The organism is Ruegeria sp. AF2, from assembly GCF_056542025.1.
On sequence record NZ_JBQFZC010000006.1, the window covers coordinates 86,218 to 101,246 of the forward strand.

Annotated in this window: 14 protein-coding genes, 1 tRNA gene, 1 pseudogene and 1 riboswitch; of the genes and pseudogenes, 10 read left to right on the forward strand and 6 right to left on the reverse strand. The window is 56.4% G+C overall.

Features of this window, described 5'->3' with window-relative positions:
• Nucleotides 1–23: 23 nt before the first annotated feature.
• Nucleotides 24–464: a 6,7-dimethyl-8-ribityllumazine synthase gene (locus tag ACR0NM_RS17310; RefSeq protein ID WP_480615868.1), complete on the reverse strand. Its 441-nt coding sequence runs from the start codon at nucleotides 462–464 to the stop codon at nucleotides 24–26.
• A gap of 73 nt (nucleotides 465–537) precedes the next feature.
• Nucleotides 538–684: riboswitch (FMN riboswitch) on the reverse strand.
• Nucleotides 685–739: 55 nt separating this feature from the next.
• Between ACR0NM_RS17310 and ACR0NM_RS17315 the strand changes: the two genes are divergently transcribed.
• The gene (locus tag ACR0NM_RS17315; protein WP_170425582.1) at nucleotides 740–1,354 is read left to right on the forward strand and encodes an FMN-binding negative transcriptional regulator; all 615 of its coding nucleotides are present in this window, start codon (nucleotides 740–742) and stop codon (nucleotides 1,352–1,354) included.
• Nucleotides 1,355–1,376: 22 nt separating this feature from the next.
• Here the strand turns inward: ACR0NM_RS17315 and ACR0NM_RS17320 are convergent, their stop codons facing one another.
• Nucleotides 1,377–1,823 (reverse strand): c-type cytochrome, encoded by a 447-nt coding sequence (locus tag ACR0NM_RS17320; RefSeq protein ID WP_170425585.1) that lies wholly within the window; start codon nucleotides 1,821–1,823, stop codon nucleotides 1,377–1,379.
• A gap of 485 nt (nucleotides 1,824–2,308) precedes the next feature.
• Between ACR0NM_RS17320 and petA the strand changes: the two genes are divergently transcribed.
• Genes petA through ACR0NM_RS17335 form a run of 3 tightly spaced genes read left to right on the forward strand, consistent with a single transcriptional unit; the run spans nucleotide 2,309 to nucleotide 5,042 of the window.
• Nucleotides 2,309–2,893, forward strand: coding sequence for a ubiquinol-cytochrome c reductase iron-sulfur subunit (gene petA / locus ACR0NM_RS17325; protein WP_170398293.1), 585 nt, complete (start codon nucleotides 2,309–2,311; stop codon nucleotides 2,891–2,893).
• Nucleotides 2,894–2,907: 14 nt separating this feature from the next.
• Complete coding sequence (petB, locus tag ACR0NM_RS17330; RefSeq protein ID WP_170398296.1) at nucleotides 2,908–4,239, forward strand: cytochrome b; 1,332 nt, start codon at nucleotides 2,908–2,910, stop codon at nucleotides 4,237–4,239.
• A 17-nt stretch (nucleotides 4,240–4,256) separates the two neighbouring features.
• Nucleotides 4,257–5,042: a cytochrome c1 gene (locus ACR0NM_RS17335; RefSeq protein WP_170398299.1), complete on the forward strand. Its 786-nt coding sequence runs from the start codon at nucleotides 4,257–4,259 to the stop codon at nucleotides 5,040–5,042.
• A 143-nt stretch (nucleotides 5,043–5,185) separates the two neighbouring features.
• Here the strand turns inward: ACR0NM_RS17335 and mtaB are convergent, their stop codons facing one another.
• Complete coding sequence (mtaB, locus tag ACR0NM_RS17340) at nucleotides 5,186–6,442, reverse strand: tRNA (N(6)-L-threonylcarbamoyladenosine(37)-C(2))-methylthiotransferase MtaB (RefSeq protein ID WP_480615870.1); 1,257 nt, start codon at nucleotides 6,440–6,442, stop codon at nucleotides 5,186–5,188.
• Nucleotides 6,439–7,272 (reverse strand): diaminopimelate epimerase, encoded by an 834-nt coding sequence (gene dapF, locus ACR0NM_RS17345; RefSeq protein WP_480615872.1) that lies wholly within the window; start codon nucleotides 7,270–7,272, stop codon nucleotides 6,439–6,441. Before dapF ends, mtaB begins: the two co-directional genes overlap by 4 nt.
• Before the next feature lie 218 nt (nucleotides 7,273–7,490).
• Here dapF and ACR0NM_RS17350 point away from each other — a divergent pair.
• The 3 genes and pseudogenes from ACR0NM_RS17350 to ACR0NM_RS17360 all read left to right on the forward strand — a co-directional run bounded on the left by ACR0NM_RS17350 (nucleotide 7,491) and on the right by ACR0NM_RS17360 (nucleotide 10,482).
• A tRNA-Lys gene (locus ACR0NM_RS17350) sits at nucleotides 7,491–7,566 on the forward strand.
• A gap of 460 nt (nucleotides 7,567–8,026) precedes the next feature.
• A pseudogene (locus ACR0NM_RS17355) lies at nucleotides 8,027–8,494 on the forward strand (CmcI family methyltransferase); the annotation flags it as partial.
• A 131-nt stretch (nucleotides 8,495–8,625) separates the two neighbouring features.
• Nucleotides 8,626–10,482, forward strand: a complete 1,857-nt coding sequence (locus ACR0NM_RS17360) for an SLC13 family permease (RefSeq protein WP_170398548.1) — start codon at nucleotides 8,626–8,628, stop codon at nucleotides 10,480–10,482.
• 9 nt (nucleotides 10,483–10,491) lie between these two features.
• On the opposite strand, the gene ACR0NM_RS17365 is transcribed toward ACR0NM_RS17360, so the two are convergent.
• Entirely contained in the window at nucleotides 10,492–11,592 is a 1,101-nt protein-coding gene (locus ACR0NM_RS17365; protein ID WP_223117378.1) for a Gfo/Idh/MocA family protein, read from the reverse strand.
• 12 nt (nucleotides 11,593–11,604) lie between these two features.
• Complete coding sequence (locus ACR0NM_RS17370; RefSeq protein WP_170513702.1) at nucleotides 11,605–12,315, reverse strand: GntR family transcriptional regulator; 711 nt, start codon at nucleotides 12,313–12,315, stop codon at nucleotides 11,605–11,607.
• Between the two features lie 105 nt (nucleotides 12,316–12,420).
• On the opposite strand from ACR0NM_RS17370, the gene ACR0NM_RS17375 reads away from it, so the two are divergent.
• Genes ACR0NM_RS17375 through ACR0NM_RS17385 form a run of 3 tightly spaced genes read left to right on the forward strand, consistent with a single transcriptional unit; the run spans nucleotide 12,421 to nucleotide 14,980 of the window.
• The gene (locus ACR0NM_RS17375; RefSeq protein WP_480615874.1) at nucleotides 12,421–13,575 is read left to right on the forward strand and encodes an LLM class flavin-dependent oxidoreductase; all 1,155 of its coding nucleotides are present in this window, start codon (nucleotides 12,421–12,423) and stop codon (nucleotides 13,573–13,575) included.
• On the forward strand, nucleotides 13,575–14,465 hold the full coding sequence (locus ACR0NM_RS17380; RefSeq protein WP_170425620.1) for an aldo/keto reductase: 891 nt from the start codon (nucleotides 13,575–13,577) through the stop codon (nucleotides 14,463–14,465). Before ACR0NM_RS17375 ends, ACR0NM_RS17380 begins: the two co-directional genes overlap by 1 nt.
• Nucleotides 14,465–14,980, forward strand: coding sequence for a flavin reductase family protein (locus ACR0NM_RS17385; protein WP_170408253.1), 516 nt, complete (start codon nucleotides 14,465–14,467; stop codon nucleotides 14,978–14,980). Before ACR0NM_RS17380 ends, ACR0NM_RS17385 begins: the two co-directional genes overlap by 1 nt.
• Nucleotides 14,981–15,029 lie beyond the last annotated feature (49 nt).

The window sequence follows — 15,029 nt, forward strand, 5'->3', positions numbered from 1 at the left end:
GTGGGCGGCGCGATTGGAATAAATCAGGCGGCTTGAGCCACCGCGGCGCGGGTTGCGTTGATCTTGAGCGCTGCATGAGCTGCCTCGCGCCCTTTCTCGATGAAATGCGCGCGATAGATGGCGTTGTGGTGATCCGTTTCCTGATACTGATGCGGTGTCAGCGAGACCGACAGGACCGGAACACCTGAATCGAGCCCGGCCCGCATCAAGCCATCGACAACCGTTTGTGCGACGAAGTCATGTCGGTAGATGCCGCCATCCACTACAAAGGCAGCGCAGGCTACGGCGGCGTAGCGCCCCGTTTGCGCCAGGTCACGGGCCAGCAGGGGCATCTCGAAAGCGCCCGGAACGTCGAAGACATCAACCTGATCAGCTGGAATTAGTTCGAGAAACCCATCCAGCGCGCGATCCACAATATCTGAATGCCAGTTGGCTTTGACAAAAGCATAGCGGGTGTGTGTCATCATGATCTCCTTTCGTAACAGACACGTCACCCAAGGCGATCACGAGCAGGCACACCAGCATTACCGGCGTGCTGCACGTTCTCTTTCATCCGGACTGTAACCGTCGGCTCTGGCTTCTCACCAGATCTGCTGACACCCCGGAGACCGGGGCCGCTCGCGGGCTTACGGGTCATGCCCGCATACCGCCGGTGGGGAATTTCGCCCCGCCCTGAGAACGAGTGGGACCTTGCCAAGGAGATATCGCTTCTGCAAGAGAAATTGGCAGGAGGACGAATATGCATCCCAATCCCACCTTTCGCGCCGAGACGCGCGAGCGTCACATCGAGTTTGCGCGTGACCGCGCCTTTGGTGTTCTGGCAGTGTCGACATCGGATGCACCGTTGTTAAGCCACGTTCCCTTTCTTCTGAACGAGGATGCTTCATCGGCTGACCTGCATCTGGTCCGGTCAAATCCGATTGTTAGGGCGCTGAAACAGCCGCAACCTGCGAAGATCGCTGTGTTAGGGCCGGATGGGTATATCTCGCCTGACTGGTACGAAGTCGATGATCAAGTGCCGACCTGGAACTATGTAGCGGTGCATCTGACTGGTGTGCTTGAGATGCGGCCAACGGACGACCTGCGAAATTTGCTCGACCGGCAGGCGGCAGACTTTGAAAATCGCCTGCTGCCAAAGCCGCCATGGTTGGCGTCCAAGATGACACCAGACGCGCTGGATAGAATGATGCGCATGATCGTTCCCTGCCGACTCATGATCTCGGATATCGACGGCACTTGGAAGCTGAATCAGAACAAGCCCGATGAGGCGCGACATCGCGCGGCTGATCACGTGCACTCAGCAGGACTTGGCAGCGAGGTGGCGCGCTTGGCCTCGTTGATGCGCAAGGCCTGAGGCACGCGTTCTCGCCTTCCATTCATTGAGCGCTGAATGTGGCGAGATAAGCAGCGATGTCATCTGCGCCTTTTTTCAGCTTGACGCTCATGTTCGGGCGGGCGGTGTCATCATCCAGATATTCCTTGATGAACCCGATCGGATCCCGAGAATAGGCGGCGATGTTTTCTTCAGTCCACACAAGCCCTTCTTGCCCGGCGCGGATCATGTCGTCGGTGAACATCCCGATGGGCAAACGTTCACTTCCATAAAGATAATCGTTCTCAGTTCCAGCGGTGCGGCCAACTACGCCAAAGAGATTCGGCCCGGTGATGCCGCCTTTGACCAGAACCTCGCCATTTTTGATGATCGCATGGCACGAAGAGCATCTGTTATAGAGCTGTTCGCCTTTCGCCGGATCGCCGGCTGCGATCGCCTGTACTGAAGTCAGAAACGAAACAAAAACTACGGTTGCTGCTATTTTGAGCATTGAACATCTCCGGCTGGGAATATTGCGCCTGTGGCCTTTCACGTATTCCCGTATAGAGTGCAATAAAATTCTGGTAGATAATCACGTGTTTGAAATATCTATTTTATATTAATAATTTAAGAGAAATCGTATCGCGCTTAAATAGAAGGAATACAGTGTTCCTAAGGTAGAGATGCACGTGAAATCGGCGGCGTTCCCATAGGGTGAGAAGATTTCTGTTCAGGGATCTACTAGCGCGGGTCGATGCCGAATCACGTCCTACCTGCCTGGCGCCAATTCGCCGCTCTGAGGGTTAAAATCTGCATTTGAGATTGAAATTTTGCCCTTTCACCGTGACATGAATGCTTAGATGCGGCGTATTGCGCGTTTAAGAGCGCTGGACGAACTCTATTCTCCCCGATAGATACCCCGTTTAAGACGCCGCACTTGTGCGGTGCGCGAGCTTTATGCCCGTTCGCGGGCGCCAGATAATCGGAGATAACCTCGTGTCCCAAGCTGAAGACCACGAAGGCACCCGCAGAGATTTCCTCTACTACGTCGCTGGCGGCGCAGGTGTCGTTGCCACCGGGGCTGCCGTTTGGCCCCTGGTAAATCAAATGAACCCATCGGCAGACGTCCAGGCGCTGTCCTCGATCCGTGTGGATGTAAGCGGGGTAGAGCCGGGTACGCAGCTGACTGCAAAGTGGTTGGGTAAGCCTGTTTTCATCCGTCACCGCACAGGTGCCGAGATTCAGGAAGCTCAGGAGCAGGACGCTGAAGGTGTCGACGCGCTGCCTGACCCGCTGGCTCGCAACTTCAATTTGAACGCCGACGCACCAGCGACCGATGCCAATCGCGTCATGCCTTCGCCCGAAGGCGAAGGAGAAGGGGCGTGGATCGTTCAGATGGGTGTTTGTACACACTTGGGTTGTGTGCCGCTTGGCGATGCTGGCGATTTTGGCGGTTGGTTCTGCCCCTGCCACGGCTCGCACTACGATCTTGCCGGTCGTATCCGCAAAGGCCCCGCGCCTGAAAACCTGCCCATTCCGCCCGTTGAATGGGTAGACGCCACCACCATCAAGCTCGGCTAAGGGAGACCTAACTTATGTCCGGAATTCCCCACGATCATTACGAGCCGAAGACAAATGGCGAGAAGTGGCTGAACAGCCGTCTGCCCATCGTCGGCCTGCTTTATGACACCCTGATGATCCCAACCCCCAAGAACCTGAACTGGTGGTGGATCTGGGGCATCGTCCTGGCATTCTGCCTGGCGTTGCAGATCGTCACCGGTATCGTTCTGGTGATGCACTACACCCCGCATGTTGATCTGGCCTTTGCTAGCATCGAACACATCATGCGCAACGTGAACGGCGGCTATATGCTGCGCTATCTGCACATGAACGGCGCATCGCTGTTCTTTGTAGCAGTCTACATCCACATCTTCCGCGGCCTGTTCTACGGCTCGTACAAAGCCCCGCGTGAGATTACGTGGATCATCGGGATGCTCATTTACCTGATGATGATGGGCACTGCGTTCATGGGCTACGTTCTGCCCTGGGGTCAGATGTCCTTCTGGGGTGCGACCGTGATCACCGGCCTGTTCGGCGCGATCCCGTTTGTTGGTGATGCGATCCAGACCTGGTTGCTGGGCGGACCTGCGGTGGACAACGCCACTCTGAACCGCTTCTTCTCGCTGCACTATCTGCTGCCGTTTGTGATAGCGGCACTGGTGATCGTGCATATCTGGGCCTTCCACACCACTGGCAACAACAACCCCACAGGTGTTGAAGTGCGCCGTGGCTCGAAAGCCGAGGCCGAGAAAGACACGCTGCCGTTCTGGCCCTATTTCGTGATCAAGGACCTGTTCGCGCTGGCGGTCATTCTGGTCGTGTTCTGGGCCATCGTGGGCTACATGCCGAACTACTTGGGTCACCCGGATAACTACATCGAAGCCAACCCGCTGGTTACTCCTGCGCACATCGTCCCTGAATGGTACTTCCTGCCATTCTACGCGATCCTGCGTGCGTTCACTGGCGAAGTCTGGGTCGTTCAGTTCGCCAGCTTCATCACCGGCGGCATCATCGACGCCAAGTTCTTTGGTGTGATTGCGATGTTTGGTGCGATCCTGGCCATGGCCCTAGCCCCTTGGCTGGACACCTCGACCGTGCGTTCGGGCAAGTATCGTCCGATGTTCAAATGGTGGTTCTACCTTTTGATCATCGACTTCTTTGCTTTGATGTGGCTGGGTGCGATGCCCGCGGAAGAGCCCTACGCGACCTTCTCGCTGATCGCTTCGGCTTACTGGTTCGCCTATTTCTTCGTGATCCTGCCGATCCTGGGTGTCATCGAAAAACCCGAGGCGCAGCCGGAAACCATCGAAGAAGACTTCAACGCGCATTATGGCAAGGCAAACGCCGACGCCACGCCGGCCGAGTAAGAAGAGGGACCGGAAACATGTTCAAGAAACTTGCAATCGGTGCCGCGTTCGCTTTGGCCCTTGCGCCCGCCTCGACTTTTGCGGCAGGTGGCGGTGAGCAGCACATCGAAGATTTCGACTTCTCGTTCGAGGGACCGTTTGGAACCTGGGATCAGAACCAGCTTCAGCGCGGCCTACAGATCTATACCGAGGTCTGCGCAGCCTGCCATGGTCTGCAATATGTACCTCTTCGGACCCTTGAAGATTTGGGGTATTCGGAAGAGCAAGTCATCACCTACGCGGCCGACAACTTCGAGGTGTTCGATCCCGAGCTGGACGATTTCCGCCCGGCAATCCCGACCGACCATTTCCCGGCCAACAACGGTGTCGGCGCGCCTGACCTGAGCCTGATGGCGAAGGCCCGTGCCGGTTTCCATGGTCCTTACGGTCTGGGCATCAACCAGCTGGTCAAAGGCATGGGGGGCGCGGAATATATTGCCTCGCTTCTGGATGGTTATACCGGTGAAGAAAAGGAAGAAGCCGGTACTGTTCTCTATGAGAACAAGGCCTTCCCCGGTGGTTGGATTTCCATGGCTCCGCCGCTGGCAGAAGATCAGGTTGAATTTGCCGACGGACATCCTGCAACCGTTGAGGCAATGTCCGAAGACATAGCAGCCTTCTTGATGTGGAGCGCCGAGCCGAAAATGATGGAGCGCAAAAATGCCGGTTTCGTCGGGGTTCTGTTCCTAACAGTTCTGTCTGTCCTGCTGTACCTTGTGAACAAGCGCTTGTGGGCACCGATAAAGGGCAAACGTCTGGACTAAGGTCGACGTATAACTGAAAACTAAACCCCCGCGCCATCACGGTGACGGGGGTTTTTTTGTTGCGATGGTGTGGAAGGGGCCAGCCCCTTCTTGGCCTGCGGCCAATTCATCCCCGAGGTATTTTTGGCCAGATGAAGAACGGATCACACTTGTAATTGAGCTTTGCTGTGCCCCCGGATCGTCGCGATCACGATCTCGCCTTCGGGTTGGGCGTTGCCGAAGGTTACTTCGGTGAATTGTTCGGTGCGGCCCATTGTGGGATTTTCCATCAGGATATTGTGGGTTTTGCCGATCTGTGCCGTCAGATGCTTGATGACTTGTGCATCGCCGGCGGCGCGTAGGCGCGCGGCGCGTTGTTTGATGACATTGCCGTTGATCTGTTGCGGTATGCGGGCTGCCGGAGTGCCTTCGCGTTTGGAATAGGGGAATACATGCAGCCAGGTCAGGTTGCACTCGGTGACGAGCTTGAGGGAATTCTCGAAATGAGTCTCGGACTCGGTCGGGAAGCCAGCGATGATGTCCGCGCCAAAAGTCATGTCGGGTCGTAGTTTGATGGCGTCTTCAGTGAAACGAATCGCATCTTCGCGCAGGTGGCGGCGTTTCATGCGCTTCAGGATCAGATCGTCGCCATGCTGCAAGGACAGATGTAAATGGGGCATCAGGCGCGGCTCGGTCGCGATGGCATGCATCAGGTTCTCGTCGACTTCGATCGAGTCGATTGAGCTGATGCGCAGGCGCGACAGGTCTGGCACCAGTTTGAGGATGCGCATCACCAGATCGCCCAGTTTCGGCTGAGCGGGCAGATCCGCGCCCCATGAGGTCAGATCGACCCCGGTCAGGACAACTTCGTTGTAGCCCCTATCGACCAATCGTTTGATCTGATCCACCACTACGCCCGCAGGGACGCTGCGAGAATTGCCCCGGCCGTAAGGGATAATACAGAAGGTGCAGCGATGATCGCAGCCATTCTGAACCTGTACATAGGCGCGTGAGCGGGTTCCGAAGCCATCAATCAGATGCCCGGCGGTTTCCGTGACAGACATGATGTCGTCGACCTGAACCGCCTCGGTCTGACCGATGAAATCGGCGGCCATGCCTTTCCAAGTATCCGGTTGCATCTTTTCGGTGTTGCCGATGACTGCGTCTACTTCGTCCATTTCAGCAAAGGTCTGCGGCTCGGTTTGCGCCGCGCACCCGGTGACGATCAGACGTGCCGAGGGATTTTCGCGGCGCAGCTTGCGAATCTCCTGCCGCGCCTTGCGGACGGCCTCGGCGGTCACCGCGCAGGTGTTGACGATCACAGCATCCGTTAGGCCAGCCTGCTGCGACAGTTCTTTCATCGCTTCGGTCTCATAGGCGTTCAGGCGGCAGCCCAGAGTGCTGAACTTAGGCGGGTTCATTCCAGTGACCTCAGGTATTCAGGCGTCAGCGTGCCCGAAAACACATGGGCTGTGGGCCCCGTCATCCAGACCCCATCCTCGCGCCAGTCGACCCAGATCGTGCCGCCGTCCAGATCCACTTGCACCTTACGCCCAGTGAGGCCTCGACGTGAGGCAGCAACAGCGGTGGCGCAAGATGATGACCCCGAGGCCAGAGTGATCCCCACTCCTCGCTCCCACACCCGCATGCGGATGTGGTCGGGGGCGACTATTTGTGCGACCTGAACATTGGTGCGTTCGGGATAGAGTGGATGGTATTCGTAACGCGCGCCGAACTCTTCCATCGGAATGGCCTCGGCGTTGTCGACAAAGAAAGTGCAGTGCGGGTTGCCCATGCCGGTCGCTGTTGGACCACCTTCTATCGGCAGTTCCAGCGTGTCCATCTCTTCCGCCAGGGGAATCTCGTTCCAAAGAAGTTGGGGGTGCCCCATATTCACCGACGTCAGTCCATCGCCAGCGTCGCGGGCCTGCAGTGTGCCGCGTTCAGTTGTGAGCGTGAGTTCGGATTTGCCTGTTTCGTTCATCAAAAACCGGGCGATACAGCGAGTGGCGTTGCCGCACGCAGCCGAAGTCGACCCGTCGGCATTGTAGAACACCAGATGCGCATCCGCTTCACCGCGTTCGATAACCGCCAACTGATCGAATCCCACGCCGAACTGCCGGTGCCCGATTCCCCTGGCAAGGGCCGGGGTGACCGGCACGGCATGCGCGCGCGCATCGACAACGACAAAGTCGTTGCCCAACCCGTGCATCTTCATAAAGGCCAAACCGGTGTCGAGTATCTGTTGCATGGCGGGCGTATAACGCCGGTCCGGACATGAATCCACCCTGTCGCGTAGATTCCTGAAAAAAGGGGTTGACCCCCCAGTTCCACCTGCCTAATTAGGCCGCCTATCGGGGCGCCGAACTCATACGAATGACGGCGAACTGAAGTACGAAATAAGGTCTTGAACCCGGTCGGGTATTTACCTTACAGAGTGCTGCGGATCGAAGAGATCCTAAAAAGAGTGGGCCGTTAGCTCAGTTGGTAGAGCAACTGACTTTTAATCAGTGGGTCGCAGGTTCGAATCCTGCACGGCTCACCACTTAAGTCAAGCAAATACAAAAGCTTAGAGTAGGTGGTGCCCGCCCTGCGGGGTGGTGTGTTTGCCCAAACCAGTACAATACAAGCAATGCGGCTTGCTGTGGTGACTCGCTCAGTAAAAGCGCCCCGGAACTCATGCCCCCGAGGCGCTTCACCGATGCAGGCAGCAAGGAGACACTGCCGAGGTTTGCTCTGTTGGATTTACGAGGGACGGTCTCCAATGCCTTGCGCGGCTGGCGAAACAGCTTGCCGTTACTCTGCCATCTCCTGCGGCAACGGCTATCGTGAATGACTTTGCAATCGGGTCGGCGTCTTGGAGCTATCGCGGATGCGAATCCCTATTGCAACCAAGCTCCATAACGGTTTCGTACAGTTCAGGCAGTGGTTCCAGCCTGTCTTCCTGACCACACGCGGCGGGGTGTGGTCCAAGTCCATGACATGTTCACGCCGCTTATGCGAGCACGACGCTTGATCTCGCCCGTCCCAAATGCAGGGTTCTTGGCGTTGACATTGGTACTCTCGCCCACAATCGTGCAGCCATAGAAGGGCATCCGATGGCCTCCAGAATCGAGATGATTCAAGGCTTATCTATCGACGAAGACATTGTGGACCAGGTTCGAACAGCTACTGAAGTTTACCTAAAGGTACTTGTTTGTCTCGACAGCAATCATACACACGATCATGTGCTTGCCGAGTTAAATGCGTATGCCCCGCTTGTTTCTTCGGGTAGCTATTGCATTGTTTTCGATACAATCGTTGAGGATATGCCTCCCACTAAGTTCACTGATCGTCCATGGGGACCTGGAGACAACCCAAAGACTGCAGTTCATGATTGGTTGAAAGTCAATCCTGATTTCGAGATCGACAAGAGTATCGATCACAAGCTGCAAATTTCGGTGGCACCGGACGGCTTCTTACGGCGCCGATAGATTTGTCACGGTGGATTTCGACCAAACAGACAAAGTCCATGACAGGCCCGCGCTGATTGCCTAGAAATGCCTATTAGATTTGCTTTTGGAACCAGGTGATCCCAGTGGAGCAATTGGCGTTTACATACGAAATGGGTGTGGTCTCGGCGCTTTTGGCCTTCACGGTGTTCTTGTTTGTGTCCGAGATTGTAAGGATCGATCTTTCGGCCATCCTGGTGTTGGTCATTGTGGGTCTGCTGAGTTATGCACCGGGTCTCGAAAATCTGGCAAATGTTCCTCATCTGTTTGACGGGTTTGCGTCCAATGCCGTGATTTCGATCATTGCGGTCATGATCGTAGGGGCGGGTTTGGATAAAACGGGCCTAATGAACAAGGTCGCGTCCGTCATTTTGAAATATGGTGGTAAGTCTGAAAACCGAGTGCTGCCGATCGTTTCGGGCACAGTCGGTGTTATCTCATCATTCATGCAAAATGTCGGGGCGGCGGCGTTGTTCCTACCGGTGGTTAGCCGTATCTCATCGCGATCGGGTATTCCGTTGTCACGTTTGCTTATGCCCATGGGGTTTTGTGCCATTCTGGGGGGGACAATGACGATGGTCGGGTCCTCGCCCCTTATTCTGTTGAATGACCTGATCCAAACTGCAAACGAAGGACTGCCCGAAGCTCAGAAGATGGAACCCTTTGGATTGTTTTCCGTTACCCCCATCGGTGCGGTGCTGATCTTAACGGGGATCGCATATTTCCTGCTGCTGGGACGTTGGGTGCTGCCGGGTGATTCAGGGTCGGAGAGTACGGGTACCGGGCGCGGGACTCAGGAATATCTTCAGCGGGTCTACGGGCTGAAGGCCGATGTGTTCGAGGTTGTGGTTCCGGCCGACAGCCCGCTGGTTGGGCAGATTCTGGCAGATATCAACTTTGAAAATCACCTCTATATCATCTCGACCTTTTATCGTGGCAAGACCTCGATGGTTCAGGTGTTAACAGCCGAGATTGCCGCACCCTGTCGATTAGCGATTGTGGGTCGGCGCTGGGTTGTCGAAGAGTTTGCCGAAAAGTACGGGCTGACGGTGCTGCCTGATCTGGATGTGTTTGTCGAAGAGTTCGCACCCACGAATGCTGGGGTCGCAGAGGTGGTCGTGACGCCTGACAGCAAACTGATCGGCAAATGCCCTCGCGAATTGCTATTCCGCAAAACCTACGGAATGTCTTTGCTCGCCATCCACAGGGGTGAAGAGACGCTGAGTCATGTCGAGACTGAGACGCATGAATCCACCCAGATCGGGCTTGAGAAGTTCAAGGCTGGCGACATGTTGGTTGCTCATACCCGCTGGGACAACCTGATGCGGATAAAGCGTGATCCGGATTTTGTTGTGGTCACCTCGGACTTCCCGCAGGATGAATTGCGCCCGCAAAAGGTAGGCTGGGCGCTCTTGTTCTTCTTGATCTCATTGTCGCTGATCCTGTTCACGGATGTGCGGTTGTCGCTCTGCTTGCTGACCGGAGCCGCAGGAATGATGTTGACCCGGGTGCTCAGTGTTGACGAGGCGTATCGAGCAGTTGGATGGAACACGGTCTTTCTGCTGGCGTGTCTGATCCCGTTGGGTCAGGCGGTGCAGAATACCGGGACTGCGGCATGGATTGCGCAACAGATCATGATCATCTTGGATGGATGGCCGAATTGGGCGCTACAGGCGGGCGTCGCCATTCTGGCAACGGCATTTTCTCTGGTCATGTCAAACGTCGGCGCGACGGTTCTGTTGGTGCCCCTTGCGGTTTCAATTGCGGTTGCGGCGGGCGCCAACCCGGCGGTCTTTGCATTAACCGTCGCGATTTCGACCTCGAACAGTTTCATTATCCCGACCCATCAGGTGAATGCGCTGATCATGGGGCCAGCTGGGTACAAAGTGACCGATTTCGTCCGTTCGGGCGGGATCATGACGATCATTTTCTTGATCGTCTCACTGTTGATGCTGAATGTGATTTTCTGACCCTGTTAATCACCCAGCTAGGCTGATCGTTTGGCCCTGCTCTGACGCCTGTTGTGCGGCAAGGCCGATACGCACGGCCCAAATCCCATCACGCAGTGAGACCTCGGGTTTGGCGCGCTCGCCCCTGACCAGCTCCAGAAAGCCTTTGTGCTGGTAATAAGTCGAGCCATTGTGGTCGCCAGCCGCCAGCAACTCGGGATCAACGGGGATGTCGCGCTGGATTGGGCCTTTCGGTGCACGAGGGCTGATGATCAGCTGTGGTACAGGCGCGTCGCCCAAATGTTCGGGCCAGAAGCGGCCCGGGCCGGGCACAAGCGCTTCAATCTTGGCATCGCGCCCAATGGCCGAGATTTCTTCTTGATACCGCGAACCCTCGGCAAACATGCAAAGCTCGAGCATCGCGCGTGTGCCCGAAGCAAAATCGACAATGACATAGCCGTGGTCCAGAATATCTGGAGTATCGCCGTCATAAACTTCGTCCAAATGATTGACGGCTTGGCCACCGCTTGCGGAAACGCGAACCGGGTCTGATTGCAGGATCAGGCGCATGAGGTCGAAGAAGTGGCAACATTTTTCGACGAATGTACCGCCAGTGTTACGGTTGAACCGGTTCCAATTGCCGACCTTTTCGAGAAACGGAAAGCGGTGTTCGCGGATCGTGAGCATCTTGATCTCACCACCTGCGGTCGCGGCTTCATCGATCAGCGCCGTGATCGGGGGCATATAGCGATATTCCATCGCGACCCAGATCGGGTGCGGAAAATTGCGCTCTAACTCTTCAAGCCGTGCAAGATCGGCGGGATCAGTGAACAACGGTTTCTCGATTAACAGTGGCAGTGGGCGGGTTTCCGCAATCTCGGCCAGTTGATCAACATGCAGGTGGTTGGGGCTGGCGATGACCAGACAGTCCAGATCATTGACCGTCAGAAGGTCCTGAAGGGAAGACACCATCTGCGCGTCGGGTGCAATCGCCTGCGCCTTATGCGCCATCTCCGGGTCGGGTTCGAAGATTGCGGCGACTCGTGTGCCCTCAAGCAGAGCAATGTTGTGCAGGTGTTCCTGCCCCATCATGCCGCATCCGATCAGCCCGTAATTGGTGGTCCGGGTCATGCGCAGTTCCTTTTATTTCAGGCGTTGAACGTATGTGGCTCGATCTGGATCAAACCATGTTTTTGAAAACTCGATAGGTTCAGCTTTCTCAGACCAACTGAACCGTTCGATATACCCTGCGGCTTGGCCCGCAGGTTTGGTGAAGCCTTCAGGTGTCCAGTCGGGCAGGGCACTGACAGAAACGCGATCCTCTGCCCGTGTGATCCAGAAGCCAAGTTGTTGCTGGTAATAGCGATAAAGCGAGTCGGACAGCAGGTTCTGGTCGATGGTCCCGGCTGATTCGTCCAGCCAGATTTCTTCGACCGCGATGATTGTGTCATTCAGATAACGCATCCGACGTACACGCGAACCGCTATCAGACAGGCCGAATTCCGGCAGCTTCGCAGGCTTCTTAAGATGATCAACTGACAGAATATCGGCACGCGGTAACCCGCCGCCCTCGGGCAGTTCCAGCCGGAACATGGCATAGACGCTGTTCTGCGTTCCGGTCTCGCGGATGTAGTTGCCCGAGCCCTGAATACGCTCCAACATGCCTTTTTTCTCAAGCTCGGCGAGCGATTTTCGCAAGGTCCCGACCGAGACATTTAGGTTCGAAGCCATGTCCCGTTCAGGTGGAAGACGCTCACCATCAATCAGACGGCCCGCAGCTATATCGCGGATCAGAAGCTCTGAGATCTGGACATAGATCGGCAGGGCATTTGGATTGCGGCTGTTGGCGGACATTGAGGGCGCTTCACTCGGTCGCAGGAAAAATTGATACACTATTGATCTACATCAATGCGCTTGCTACGCAAGAGGAAAGTCAAAGATGTACGGAGCGTGAATCAAATGACCATCGTCCCCATCACATCCCCCGACCTGGATGCGGCCGAGGTTTCGTGGTTTGCAGCGCTTTGCTCGGATGACTACCAGTTTCTGGGTGTGCCCGATGGTGAACTGCGATCCAGCTGGGAGCATTGTTCGGGCATCGTGAAAGAGGCCGAGGCGCAAGGGTTTCGCAACATCCTGTGTCCGTCATCGTATCAGGTCGGTCAGGATACGTTGAGCTTTGTTGCAGGCTGCGCCCCGATCACTGAAAAGATCAACCTGCTGGCCGCCGTGCGCTGTGGTGAAATGCAGCCCATCATGCTGGCCCGCACCATCGCGACGCTGGACCACATGCTTAAGGGGCGGCTGACGGTTAACATCATCTCGTCCGATTTCCCGGGCGAGAAAGCCGACAGTGCGTACCGCTATCAGCGTTCGCGCGAAGCGGTCGAGATCCTGAAACAGGCCTGGACGCAGGACGAAATCAACCATGCGGGCGAGGTCTATAACTTTTCAGGCCTGACCACCGACCCGGCTCGGCCTTACCAGACCGGTGGCCCACTGCTGTATTTCGGCGGCTACTCGCCGTCTGCTTTGGACCTGTGCGGTGAACATTGCGATGTCTACCTGATGTGGCCGGAAACAAAGGATCAGTTGGCCGAGCGGATGAAAGCCGTTCATGCGGTTGCCGAGAATTACAATCGTACTCTGGACTACGGTCTGCGCGTCCACATGATTGTTCGCGATACCGAGGCTGAGGCACAGGAATACGCCGACTACATCGTCTCGAAACTGGATGACGAATATGGTCGTGCGATCCGCGAGCGGGCACTGGACGCGACATCCTTGGGCGTGGCGCATCAATCCAAGAACCGCGATCTGGCCGACGAATATGGCTATGTCGAACCTGGACTGTGGACCGGCGTCGGACGCGCACGGTCGGGCTGTGGTGCTGCGCTGGTCGGTTCGACCGATCAAGTTATGTCTAAAATCGAAGAGTATCAGAAGATGGGCATCCGCGCCTTCATCTTCTCGGGCTACCCGCACATGGACGAGGCCAAGCATTTTGGCGCCCGTGTGATGCCCAACCTGAAAACCTGCTCGCTTCCCGAAGCTTACGGGCGCGTGCCAGCAACCACCCCGGCAACCCCGCTGGGCAACGGAGTTCGTCGCTGATGCAACGTGTGAAACTATCTGACACGCTGGAAATGAGCCGTCTTGTCTATGGCATGTGGCGCTTGGGTGATGACAGTGACACCTCGACTGCGCATGTTGAGGCCAAGATTCAGGCCTGTCTGGATCAGGGCATCACCACCTTCGATCAGGCCGACATTTATGGCGGATACGCGGCCGAAGCCGTTCTGGGCAATGCCTTGCGCACCAATCCCAGCCTGCGCCAGAAAATGGAGATCGTCACCAAATGTGACATCGTCGCGCCGATGGGGCGTTATGCCGAGGCCAAGGTCAAATATTACGACACGTCGCGTGCGCATATTCTGAAATCGGTCGATACATCTCTGTCGGAAATGGCGATCGACCACATCGACTTGCTTCTGATCCACCGCCCGGATCCAATGATGGATCACCATGAAACCGGTGCGGCGCTGGATGAGGTGGTTGCCAGTGGCAAGGTCGGCGCGGTTGGTGTGTCCAACTTCCGCCCTTGGGACTGGTCTTTGCTGCAGTCGGCGATGAAAACCCAGTTGGTCACCAATCAGATCGAGATATCTCTGGGCGAGATCAGCCCGTTCACCAACGGTGATCTGGCGTTCCATCAACAGCATGGTCATCCGCTGATGGCGTGGTCCCCGCTTGGCGGGGGCCTTTTGATGGCGGGGAACCCTCCGGTTGGTGTTGTCGCGGATGAGATAGCCGAGGATTTCGGGGTGGACCGCGCCGCCGTTGCGGTTGCCTTCCTGCTCGCGCATCCGGCGAACATCCTGCCGGTTTTGGGCACAAATAATCTGGGCCGTATCAAACGCGCCTCGGATGCGTTGAAGGTCAAGCTGGATCGTGAAAGCTGGTACCGCCTGTATGAGGCGGCGCTGGGACATGAGGTGCCATGATGAACGCAATCTCGCGCGATATGAACCATACATTCGTCCCGCATAAGGACGACACGCGAACCCTGCGCGATGCTTTTGGCCGTTTTGCCACCGGAGTTACTGTCGTGACCTGCGACAGTGAGGATGGGCCAATCTGCATTACCGCCAACAGCTTTTCGTCCCTGTCGCTGGATCCGCCGCTGGTGATGTGGGCGGGCGACCGCAATTCGCGCCGGTTCCGCTATTTTCACGCGGCGCGTCACTTCAGTGTGCATGTTCTGTCTGCTGAACAGGCCGAGCTGTGCTTTGGCTGTTCAAAAGACGCCCATGCGCTGCGTGATATCGAACATGACCGTTGTGAAAACGGCACCCCGTTGTTGCCGGGCAGTCTTGCCCGGTTCGAATGCGAGCAGCACGCTTATCACGATGCAGGCGATCATGTGATCGTGGTGGGCAAAGTTCTGAAAGTCAGCATGGCGGATGGAGACGCGCTGACGTTCTTTGCCGGAAAACTCGGCCAATTCGCGCAGAGCTAAGCGCGATATGACGACTGCGGGTCAAACCCGCAGCTGACAGTGGGAGGAT

What these genes read in the sequence shown, in the direction of transcription:
- ACR0NM_RS17310 (WP_480615868.1), bottom strand. Translation starts at nt 464, where the DNA reads ATGACACACACCCGCTATGCTTTTGTCAAAGCCAACTGGCATTCAGAT.
- ACR0NM_RS17315 (WP_170425582.1), top strand. Translation starts at nt 740, where the DNA reads ATGCATCCCAATCCCACCTTTCGCGCCGAGACGCGCGAGCGTCACATC.
- ACR0NM_RS17320 (WP_170425585.1), bottom strand. Translation starts at nt 1,823, where the DNA reads ATGCTCAAAATAGCAGCAACCGTAGTTTTTGTTTCGTTTCTGACTTCA.
- petB (WP_170398296.1), top strand. Translation starts at nt 2,908, where the DNA reads ATGTCCGGAATTCCCCACGATCATTACGAGCCGAAGACAAATGGCGAG.
- ACR0NM_RS17335 (WP_170398299.1), top strand. Translation starts at nt 4,257, where the DNA reads ATGTTCAAGAAACTTGCAATCGGTGCCGCGTTCGCTTTGGCCCTTGCG.
- mtaB (WP_480615870.1), bottom strand. Translation starts at nt 6,442, where the DNA reads ATGAACCCGCCTAAGTTCAGCACTCTGGGCTGCCGCCTGAACGCCTAT.
- dapF (WP_480615872.1), bottom strand. Translation starts at nt 7,272, where the DNA reads ATGCAACAGATACTCGACACCGGTTTGGCCTTTATGAAGATGCACGGG.
- ACR0NM_RS17360 (WP_170398548.1), top strand. Translation starts at nt 8,626, where the DNA reads ATGGGTGTGGTCTCGGCGCTTTTGGCCTTCACGGTGTTCTTGTTTGTG.
- ACR0NM_RS17365 (WP_223117378.1), bottom strand. Translation starts at nt 11,592, where the DNA reads ATGACCCGGACCACCAATTACGGGCTGATCGGATGCGGCATGATGGGG.
- ACR0NM_RS17370 (WP_170513702.1), bottom strand. Translation starts at nt 12,315, where the DNA reads ATGTCCGCCAACAGCCGCAATCCAAATGCCCTGCCGATCTATGTCCAG.
- ACR0NM_RS17375 (WP_480615874.1), top strand. Translation starts at nt 12,421, where the DNA reads ATGACCATCGTCCCCATCACATCCCCCGACCTGGATGCGGCCGAGGTT.
- ACR0NM_RS17380 (WP_170425620.1), top strand. Translation starts at nt 13,575, where the DNA reads ATGCAACGTGTGAAACTATCTGACACGCTGGAAATGAGCCGTCTTGTC.
- ACR0NM_RS17385 (WP_170408253.1), top strand. Translation starts at nt 14,465, where the DNA reads ATGAACGCAATCTCGCGCGATATGAACCATACATTCGTCCCGCATAAG.